Annotated in this window: 8 protein-coding genes; 7 read left to right on the forward strand and 1 reads right to left on the reverse strand. The window is 70.8% G+C overall.

Annotated elements, in window-relative coordinates; all coding sequences use genetic code 11:
• Positions 1-302 precede the first annotated feature (302 nt).
• Positions 303-1,973, forward strand: coding sequence for a methyl-accepting chemotaxis protein (locus tag VGO20_RS23010; RefSeq protein WP_327504732.1), 1,671 nt, complete (start codon positions 303-305; stop codon positions 1,971-1,973).
• Positions 1,974-2,135: 162 nt separating this feature from the next.
• On the opposite strand, the gene VGO20_RS23015 is transcribed toward VGO20_RS23010, so the two are convergent.
• Positions 2,136-3,026 carry a PRC-barrel domain-containing protein gene (locus tag VGO20_RS23015; protein ID WP_327504733.1) on the reverse strand — a complete coding sequence of 297 codons (891 nt, stop codon included), beginning with the start codon at positions 3,024-3,026 and terminating at the stop codon, positions 2,136-2,138.
• 297 nt (positions 3,027-3,323) lie between these two features.
• Here VGO20_RS23015 and VGO20_RS23020 point away from each other — a divergent pair, with 297 nt between their 5' ends.
• The 6 genes from VGO20_RS23020 to VGO20_RS23045 are packed head-to-tail and all read left to right on the forward strand — an operon-like array spanning position 3,324 to position 9,361.
• Complete coding sequence (locus VGO20_RS23020; RefSeq protein ID WP_327504734.1) at positions 3,324-4,295, forward strand: thiamine pyrophosphate-dependent dehydrogenase E1 component subunit alpha; 972 nt, start codon at positions 3,324-3,326, stop codon at positions 4,293-4,295.
• Positions 4,282-5,364 carry an alpha-ketoacid dehydrogenase subunit beta gene (locus VGO20_RS23025; protein ID WP_327504735.1) on the forward strand — a complete coding sequence of 361 codons (1,083 nt, stop codon included), beginning with the start codon at positions 4,282-4,284 and terminating at the stop codon, positions 5,362-5,364. Before VGO20_RS23020 ends, VGO20_RS23025 begins: the two co-directional genes overlap by 14 nt.
• A gap of 47 nt (positions 5,365-5,411) precedes the next feature.
• Positions 5,412-6,581: a DegT/DnrJ/EryC1/StrS family aminotransferase gene (locus VGO20_RS23030; protein ID WP_327504737.1), complete on the forward strand. Its 1,170-nt coding sequence runs from the start codon at positions 5,412-5,414 to the stop codon at positions 6,579-6,581.
• A gap of 11 nt (positions 6,582-6,592) precedes the next feature.
• Positions 6,593-7,531, forward strand: coding sequence for an NAD-dependent epimerase/dehydratase family protein (locus VGO20_RS23035; protein WP_327504738.1), 939 nt, complete (start codon positions 6,593-6,595; stop codon positions 7,529-7,531).
• A complete protein-coding gene (locus VGO20_RS23040; protein ID WP_327504739.1) occupies positions 7,524-8,489 on the forward strand; it encodes a GDP-L-fucose synthase family protein in 966 nt (321 codons plus the stop codon). The genes VGO20_RS23035 and VGO20_RS23040 overlap by 8 nt, the downstream gene beginning before the upstream one ends.
• A gap of 29 nt (positions 8,490-8,518) precedes the next feature.
• Entirely contained in the window at positions 8,519-9,361 is an 843-nt protein-coding gene (locus VGO20_RS23045) for a nitroreductase family protein (RefSeq protein ID WP_327504740.1), read from the forward strand.
• Position 9,362: the final 1 nt, after the last annotated feature.

Genomic DNA, 9,362 nt, shown 5'->3' on the forward strand with positions numbered 1-9,362 from the left:
GGGCCGTCCAAACCCAGGCGGCGTGACACGCTTCCACGCCGCACGATCCGGTCCGGGGGGCATGCCCCCCGGACCGGATCGTGAACGAAGCGGACAACTCACTTGTTACGGCCGCCGGACAACTTGACTTGTTAGCGACAGGGGCGGCATCCGACGGAACGGCCAAATTTCATAAAATACAGTTAATAGCCTTATGAAACTTCTGCATGCCTGGGCCGTCAAGGTGCCAAACATCCAATTAATTTCTCTATACGTAAATACACAGCAACAAAAGTTTCGAATTCTCTCCATGGGGAAACAAAGTGGGAACTATCAAGGCGAAACTGCTGGCGGCCCTCCTGGCGCTCTGCGTTGTGCTGGTGGCAGTCGCGGCGACCGGCTGGATTGCGCTGAAGGTATCGAGCGACGGGTTGCGGTCCGTCTATTACGACAGGGTCGTGCCGTTGCGCGACCTGAAGTCGGTGTCCGACAGCTACGCCATCAGCATCGTCGACATGGCCCATAAGGTGCGTGCCGGTGCTGCGACGGCGGACCAGGCGCTGACGGCGGTCGATCGTGCCAGGCGGGAGATCGGCGAACGCTGGGACGCCTACCGGGCCACGCGCATGAACGCCGAGGAGCGGCAACTGGCCGACAGGGTCGAAGGCGCGTTCGGGGCGGCCGACGCCGCGGTGAGCATGCTAGCGCAGGCCCTGGGGCGCCAGGACCGCGGGGAGCTCGACCGCTTCGTGACGGCCGAGCTGTATCCCGCCGTCGATCCCCTGACCGAGGCGATCAACGGCCTGATCGAGATCCAGCTCACCCAGGCGCGCGAGGCCTATGAGGCCAGCGATGCCGCCTATGTCCTGTCGCTCTGGGTCATGGCCGCCGTCGTCGCGGCCGGGCTGGTCGCCGCGGGCTTCGCGTTCTACGTCGTGACCGCCGGCGTCTCCGCGCCGCTGGGGGCGATCACCCGCCTGATGGCGCGGCTGGCGGAGGGGGATCTGGAGATCGACGTTGCCGGCGCGGACCGCCGGGACGAGATCGGCAAGCTCGCCCAGTCGCTGGCGGTGTTCAAGGCCAGCGCCCTCGCCAACCGCGGCATGGAGGAGCAGGAACGCGAGCGCAGCGCCCAGCAGCTCCGCCGCGCCGAGGCGATCGAATCGCTGGTGCGGGACTTCGACGGGTCCGTCCACAGCCTGCTCCAGACCGTCAACGCCGCCTGCGGCCAGCTCGAGGCGACCGCCGGCGCCATGTCGGCGATCGCGGAGGAGACGAACCGCGAGGCGGCCGCGGCAGCCGCGGCCTCCGAGCAGACCTCGGCGAACGTCCAGACCGTGGCGGCGGCGGCGGAGGAGATGAGCGCCTCGATCGTCGAGATCGGCCGTCAGGTCGACCGGTCGTCCCAGATCGCCGACCAGGCCGTGCGCGAGGCCGGCCGGACCAACACGTCGGTCCTCGGCCTCGCCGAGGCGGTGCGCAGGATCGGCGAGGTCGTGACCCTCATCAACGACATCGCCAGCCAGACCAACCTCCTGGCCCTCAACGCGACGATCGAGGCGGCGCGCGCCGGGGAAGCGGGCAAGGGCTTCGCCGTCGTGGCCTCGGAGGTGAAGGCGCTGGCCAACCAGACCGCGCGCGCGACCGAGGAGATCGCGACCCAGATCACCGGCATCCAGCAGGCGACCAACGGCGCCGTCGAGGCGATCGGCAGCATCGGCGGGGTCATCGGCACCATGAGCGAGATCTCGACCACCGTCGCCTCGGCGATCGAGGAGCAGTCGGCCGCGACGCAGGAGATCACCCGCAACGTCCAGCAGGCGGCGTCGGCGACCCGCGAGGTGTCGTCCAACGTGACGCAGGTGACGGTGGCGGCGAACCGGACGGGCGATTCCGCCTCCCAGGTCCTCGCCGCCGCCCGGGACCTGTCGGGCGAATCCGGACGCCTGAAGGCGGCGGTCGACCAGTTCCTGACCGGGATCCGGGCGGCCTAGCGTCTCCGGTTCATCCGGAGACGCTCAGGGGCGCGACTGCGCCCCCGCCCCGTCAGGGGCGAAAGCCGAGCCGCGGAGCGGCGCCGGCGACTGAGGCAATGAAAAAACCCCCGCAGCGGCGCTGCGGGGGTTCCGTCCTTACCGGGGTCGGTGAGGCAGCGCCTACTCGACGACGGCGTCGACTTCCGCCTCGGCCTCGGCGCCGGCTTCCGCGGCCGGCCGGGTCACCGAGACGACGTTCTCGCCGTACTCGAACTCGGGCATGCTCTCGACGCTCTGCTGGGTCAGCCCCATCGCCTGGACCGCGTCCGCGCCCGGCTCGATCTGCAGCTCGCTGTACTCGACCGCGATGCGGCGCTCGCCGAGGCCGAGGAAGCCGCCGCTGGCGATGACGACCTGCTGCGCCTCGCCGCTCTCGGCGTCCAGGATGACGTCCTCGATCTCGCCCAGCTCCTCGCCGTCGGAACCGACGACGCTCATGCCCATCAGCTCGTCGACATTGGTCGCGCCGGCGGCCATCGTCTGCGAGGCCTCGGTCTGCACCTCCGCCTCCGCGTCCTCCGCGGGCTCGATCACCTGCACGTCGGCCTCGCCGTCGGCCTCACCCTCGGGCGGGATCACCTGCACGTCCGCCTGGCCTTCGGTCTCGGTCTGGACCTCGGTCTCGGCCTGGGCCTCGGCGTCGGGGGCCTCGGTCTCCACTTCGACCTCGGCTTCGCCCTCGGGCGGAATGATCTCCACCTGGGCCTCGCCTTCCTCGGCGGGCTGCGTCTGCCCGGTCTGGGCCTGATCGGTCTGCGTCTGGCCGGCCGGGGGCTGGGTCTGGCCGCTCTGGGCCTGCCCGGTCTGCACCTGCCCGGTCTGCGCCTGCCCGGTCTGCGCCTGCCCGGTCTGCGCCTGGTCGGCCGGGGGCGGGGTCTGGGTCTGGGCTTGGCCGGTCTGGGCCTGGCCCGCCTGGGGCTGGGCCTGCTGCGTGCTGCCCGCGTCCTGCGCGTAGGCGGCACCGGTCATGAGGGCGAGCGCGGAAATGGCGCCGAGAAGCTCCTTGCGCATGCGTGGACTCCTGTCCTTGTCGAAGTGGGTGGTCGAAGTGGGTGGTCGAAGTGGGCGATTGTCTGTCGACGCATGAACAGCGCCGCGCGAGGAACATTCCAGCCCTGCGCCTTCGGGCCGCCGGCCTCTGAAGGGGTGCTCTTTCCGGTGCTACCCGACGCCGCCGATTTTTCTCGGGAACCCGGCCGTGGTTACGAATGAGTTACCATCTTCGTGGAAGATCTGCTTTGTATGCGAAACGAGCGTGCCGCGCCCCGTTCCTTTCCGGGCGCCGGCCGCGAGCTTGGGAGGCTGCCCATGGCGACGCCCATGGTGCCGGCGGGCATCGGTCCGGACGATATCGGGCGCCTGTACCGGTCGATGAGACGCATCCGCCGGGTCGAGGAGGCGGTGGCGGAGGTCTATCCCACCGACCGGATCAAGAGCCCGGTCCACCTCTCGATCGGCCAGGAGGCGGTGTCGGTCGGCGTCATCGACGTGCTGCGCGAGGACGACGTCGTCGCCGGCAGCTATCGCGGGCATGCCGTCTACCTCGCCAAGGGCGCCGACCTGCCCGCCATGATCGCCGAGATGTACGGCAAGGCGACGGGCTGCGCCGCCGGCAAGGGCGGCTCGATGCACCTGATCGGGGCCGAGCGCAACGTGCTCGGCGCCTCGGCCGTGGTCGGGACCCACATCCCGATCGCGCTCGGCCACGCGCTGGCGGCGAAGCGGGAAGGGGCGGGCCGGGTGGTCGCGGTGTTCTTCGGCGACGGCGCCACCGAGGAGGGCGTCTTCCACGAAAGCCTGAACTTCGCGGCCCTGCACCGCCTGCCGATCCTGTTCGTGTGCGAGAACAACTTCTTCGCGATCCACACGCCGCTGGCCAAGCGCTGGGCGACCGACCGCCTGTGCGAGCGCGTCGCGACCTACGGCATGCCGGCCCACCGCCTCGCCGAGCCCGACGTCTTCGCGCTGCGCGGCCTCGCCGCCGGCCTGGTCGCGGAGATGCGCGCGGGCGGCGGGCCCGCCTTCCTGGAATGCCACACCTGGCGCTGGCGCGAGCATGTCGGCCCGGCCGAGGACTACGCCGCCGGCTACCGCCCGCGCGCGGAGATGGAGCGCTGGGAGGCAGGCGACCAGGTCGCCCGTCTGGGCGCGCTGCTGCCCGACGCCGGGCGCGCCGCGATCGACGCCGACATCGAGCGCGAGATCGCCGAGGCCTTCGCCTTCGCCGAGGCGAGCCCCTTCCCCGACGAAGAGGAGCTGTTCACCCATGTTTTCGCATGAAGGCGGGCATGAAGGGGGGCAGCGGCTGCTGCGCTACGTCGACGCGCTGCGCGAGGCGGTCGCCCAGGAGATGGAGCGCGACGGGCGCGTCTTCGTCTTCGGCCTCGACGTCGACGACCACAAGGCGATCCAGGGCAGCACGGCCGGCCTGGTCGAGCGGTTCGGGCCCGAGCGGGTGTTCACGACCCCGCTGTCCGAGGACGCGATGACCGGCGTGGCGATCGGCGCGGCGATGGCGGGCATGCGGCCGGTGCACGTGCACATCCGCATGGACTTCCTGATGCTGTGCATGAACCAGCTCGTCAACATCGCCGCCAAGGCGCACTACATGTACGGCGGCCGCGTGCGGGTGCCGATGGTCGTGCGCAGCATGATCGGCAAGTCCTGGGGGCAGGGTGCGCAGCACTCCCAGGGCCTGCACGCGATGTTCATGCACGTCCCCGGCCTCAAGGTCGTGGCGCCCTCCAACGCCCACGACGCCAAGGGCTGCATGATCGCGGCGATCCGCGACGACAACCCCGTCGTCTTCGTCGAGCACCGGCTGCTCTACGGCACCGAGGCCTACGTGCCCGAGGCGCCCTTCGAGGTCGAGTTCGGCCGGGCGCGCGTGTGCCGCGAAGGCTCCGACGTCACTCTGGTCGGCGTCTCCAACATGGTGGTGGAATGCCTGCGCGCGGCCGAGCTGCTGGCCGAGGCCGGCATCTCGGCCGAGGTGGTGGACCCGATCTCCCTCGTCCCGCTCGACCACGCGACGATCCTCGCCTCGGCCCGGCGCACCCGGCGCCTGATCGTGGTCGACAACGCCTGGACGAGCTGCGGGGCCAGCGCCGAGATCGTCGCCCGCGTGTGCGAGGAGGCGGGGCCGGGGGCCGGGATCGAGGTGCGGCGCATGGGCTTCGCGCCGACGACCTGCCCGACCACGCCGTCGCTGGAGGCGCGCTTCTACCCCAACCCCTCGACGATCGCGTCGGCGGCCTACCGGCTGGCGCGTCCCGGCGGGGCGGAGTGGACGCCCGATCCCGAGCGCGCGCGCCTCGCCTACCAGACCCAGTTCCGCGGCCCGTTCTGAGCCGCCCCACCATATCGCCCCACCACACAGGAAGAACGGACCCGAGCATGTTCTACGAGCTTGCCGCGAGCACCTGGGGCCAGGAGGAGATCGACGCCATCTCCCGCGTCGTCGCCAGCAACCGCTTCACCATGGGCGACAACGTCAAGGAGATGGAGCGCCGCTTCGCGGAGTATTTCGGCTCGCGCCACGCGGTGATGGTCAATTCCGGCTCGTCCGCCAACCTGGCGGCGGTCGCGGCGCTGTTCTACCGCAAGGACCGGCCGCTGCAGCGCGGCGACGAGGCGATCGTGCCCGCGATCTCCTGGAGCACGACCTACCACCCGCTCCAGCAATACGGGCTGAAGCTGCGCTTCGTCGACGTCGAGCTCGACAGCCTCAACATGGACGTGAGCCGGCTGGAGGAGGCCCTGACCCCGCGCACCCGCATGGTGGTCGCGGTCAGCATCCTCGGCAACCCGGCCGCCCTCGACGTGATGCGGGCGTTCTGCGACCGCCACGGCCTCTACCTGCTGGAGGACAACTGCGAGTCCATGGACGCCGAGCTGAACGGGCGCAAGGCCGGCACCTTCGGCGATCTCGGCACCTTCAGCTTCTTCTTCTCGCACCACATCTCGACCATGGAAGGCGGCATGGTCGTGACCGACGACGAGGAGCTGGCCCATCTGCTGAAGGCCGTGCGCGCCCATGGCTGGACCCGCGACCTGCCGCCCGACAGCCCGATCTTCGAGCGCCGCTCCGACGACTTCTTCGAGGCCTACCGCTTCATCGTGCCCGGCTACAACCTGCGCCCGCTGGAGATGAGCGGCGCGATCGGGATCGAGCAGCTCAAGAAGCTGCCGGGCTTCACCGAGCAGCGCCGGCGCAACCTCGCCCTGTTCAACCGCCTGTTCGGCGGCGACGATCGCTTCGTGATCCAGCGCGAGAACGGCAGAAGCTCCAGCTTCTGCTTCCCGATCGTCCTCAACCCGGCGCGCCGGCCCGACCGCGCGCGCGTGCTGGGGGCCCTGAAGCAGGCCGACATCGGCTACCGCATCATCACCGGCGGCAACTTCCTGCGCCACGACGTGATCCGGCACTACGACTACGACACCGTCGGTCCGATGACCAACGCCGACCTCGCCCACGACTTCGGCTTCTTCGTCGGCAACCACCCCTTCGACCTGACCGAGCAGATCGAGACCCTGCACCGGGTGCTCGACCGCGCCTGCCGCTGAGAGACCGTCCCATGACCCACAGCATCCTCGTGACCGGCGGCGCCGGCTATCTCGGCTCGATCCTGGTCCCCGCATTGCTGGCGGCCGGCCACCGGGTCGCGGTGATCGACAATTTCCTGTGGAAGCAGAACAGCCTCGCGTCCTGCTGCGCCGACCCCAACTTCTCGGTCGTGAACGGCGACGTCCGCGACGAGGCCACGATGCGCCGCCTCGTCGCCGGGGCCGACGTCGTGATCCCGCTGGCGGCCCTGGTCGGCGCGCCCCTGTGCAACAAGGACCCGATCGCCGCGACGACGACCAACAAGGACGCGATCGCCTCCATGATCGCGATGATGAGCCCGGCGCAGCGCATCCTGATGCCGGTCACCAACAGCGGCTACGGCGTCGGCGAGGCCGGCAAGTTCTGCACCGAGGAGACGCCGCTGCGCCCGATCTCGCGCTACGGCGTCGACAAGGTCGAGGCCGAGCGCATGGTGCTGGAGCGGGAGAACTCCATCAGCTTCCGGCTTGCGACCGTGTTCGGCATGGCGCCCCGCATGCGGCTCGACCTGCTGGTCAACGACTTCGTGTACCGGGCGGTCAACGACCGCTTCGTCGTGCTGTTCGAGGCGCATTTCAAGCGCAACTACATCCATATCCGCGACGTGGCCCGCGCCTTCCTGCACGGCCTCGACAATTTCGATGCGATGCGTGGCCGGCCCTACAATGTCGGCCTGTCGGACGCCAACCTGTCCAAGGCGGAGCTGTGCGCGAAGATCGCCGCGCACGTCCCCGGCTTCGTGACGATGGAGGCGCCGGTCGGCGAGGACCCGGACAAGCGCGACTACATCGTCTCCAACGCCCGGATCGAGGCGACCGGCTACCGCCCCGCCCACAGCCTGGACGACGGCATCCGCGAGCTGGTGAAGGGCTACGCGATGATCCGCAACAGCCTCTATTCCAATGTCTGAACCTGCCTTCCGCCTGCACGGCCGCCGGGTCTGGGTCGCCGGCCATGCCGGCATGCTCGGCTCGGCCCTGGTCCGGCGCCTGGAAGGCGCGGGGGCGGAGGTTCTGACCGTCGCGCGCGCCGATCTCGACCTGCGCCGCCAGGACGCGGTCGAGGCGTGGCTGGACCGCCACCGTCCGGACGCGGTGTTCCTTGCGGCCGCGACGGTCGGCGGCATCCTCGCCAACGACACGCGCCCGGCGGAATTCCTCTACGACAACCTCATGATCGAGGCGAACGTCGTCGAGGGCGCGCGGCGCGCCGGCGTGGCGCGCCTGATGATGCTGGGCTCGTCCTGCATGTACCCGCGCGAGGCGGCCCAGCCGATCCGCGAGGACAGCCTGCTGACCGGCCCGCTGGAGCCGACGAACCAGTGGTACGCGGTCGCGAAGATCGCGGGGCTGAAGCTGGCCCAGGCCTACCGGCGCCAGCACGGCTGCGACTTCGTGACGGCGGTGCCGACCAACCTGTTCGGCCCCGGCGACAACTTCGACCCGGCCGCGAGCCACGTCGTCCCGGCCCTGATCCGCAAGGTCGAGGAGGCGCGCGCCGCCGGCCGGGACGAGATCGGGATCTGGGGCACCGGCACGCCGGAGCGTGAGTTCCTCTACGTCGACGACGCGGCCGACGCCCTGGTCTTCCTGATGGAGCGCCATTCCGGCGAGGACCCCGTCAACATCGCCGGCGGCAGCACGGTGACGATCCGCCGCCTGGCCGAGCTGGTGGCCGCGGCCTGCGGCTGGACCGGCCGCATCGTCTGCGACGTGACCCGCCCCGACGGCATGCCGCGCAAGGCCCTGGACGCGCGCCACCTGCTGGCCATGGGCTGGCGGCCCCAGGTCGGCCTGGAGGAGGGCCTGTCCCGCACCGTCGCCTGGTACCGCCGCACCGGCGGCCTGCGGGGCGGCGCAAGACCCTGACCTCGCGACCCTGACGCATGGAGGCTCCCATGTCCGGTTCCCTGGCGGCGCGGCTGCGCGCCGTGCTCGCGGCCCGCTTCGGCGAGGCGGTGGAGGTCGACCCGGCGCTGCCGGGGCTGGACGCGCTGCTGCGCGCCGCCGGCCGCGGCTCGCACCGCGAGTTCCGGCCCGATCCCGTGGACCCCGCGCTGCTCCGCCTGCTGTGCGCCGTGGCGCTCGCGGCCCCGACCAAGAGCGACCTGCAGCAGCGCGACGTCGTGATCGTCGCCGACCCCGGCCTCCGGCGCGCCGTCGACGACCTCGTCGGCGGCGAGGCGTGGGTGCGCGGCGCCCCGGCCTTCGTCGTGGTCTGCGCCAACAACCGGCGCCAGCGGCAGCTCCACGAATGGCGGGGCCGGCCCTTCGTCAACGACCATCTCGACGCCTTCTTCAACGCGGCCGTGGACGGCGCGATCGCCCTGTCCGCGCTGGTGGCCGCCGCCGAGGCGGTCGGCCTGGGCTGCTGCCCGGTCAGCGCGGTCCGCAACCGCGCCGCCGAGATCGGCGACCTGCTCGGCCTGCCCGACCACGTGTTTCCGGTCGCGGGCCTGGCCCTCGGCTGGCCCGCGGCCGAGCCGAAGGTGAGCATGCGCCTGCCTGTGCAGGCGACCGTCCATGTCGACCGCTTCGACGAGGACGGCCTGCGCGACACCGTGGACGCCTACGACCGCCGCCGGGCCGCGGCCCAGCCTTATACGAAGCAACGCTTCGCGCAGGAAGAAGGCCCGGCCGAGGACTACGGCTGGTCCGAGGACAAGGCCCGCCAGTATTCCCGTCCCGAACGCGCCGGCTTCGGCGCCTTCATCCGCGCCAAAGGCTTCGACCTCACCTGAC

The sequence above is a fragment of the Arenibaculum sp. genome (assembly GCF_035998295.1).
In the GTDB taxonomy this organism is placed as follows: Bacteria; Pseudomonadota; Alphaproteobacteria; order Azospirillales; family Azospirillaceae; genus DASYHS01.

Bases quoted from the DNA above. Each gene is read 5' to 3' on its own strand.
- VGO20_RS23015 (WP_327504733.1), bottom strand. From the start codon at position 3,026: ATGCGCAAGGAGCTTCTCGGCGCCATTTCCGCGCTCGCCCTCATGACC.
- VGO20_RS23020 (WP_327504734.1), top strand. From the start codon at position 3,324: ATGGCGACGCCCATGGTGCCGGCGGGCATCGGTCCGGACGATATCGGG.
- VGO20_RS23025 (WP_327504735.1), top strand. From the start codon at position 4,282: ATGTTTTCGCATGAAGGCGGGCATGAAGGGGGGCAGCGGCTGCTGCGC.
- VGO20_RS23030 (WP_327504737.1), top strand. From the start codon at position 5,412: ATGTTCTACGAGCTTGCCGCGAGCACCTGGGGCCAGGAGGAGATCGAC.
- VGO20_RS23035 (WP_327504738.1), top strand. From the start codon at position 6,593: ATGACCCACAGCATCCTCGTGACCGGCGGCGCCGGCTATCTCGGCTCG.
- VGO20_RS23040 (WP_327504739.1), top strand. From the start codon at position 7,524: ATGTCTGAACCTGCCTTCCGCCTGCACGGCCGCCGGGTCTGGGTCGCC.
- VGO20_RS23045 (WP_327504740.1), top strand. From the start codon at position 8,519: ATGTCCGGTTCCCTGGCGGCGCGGCTGCGCGCCGTGCTCGCGGCCCGC.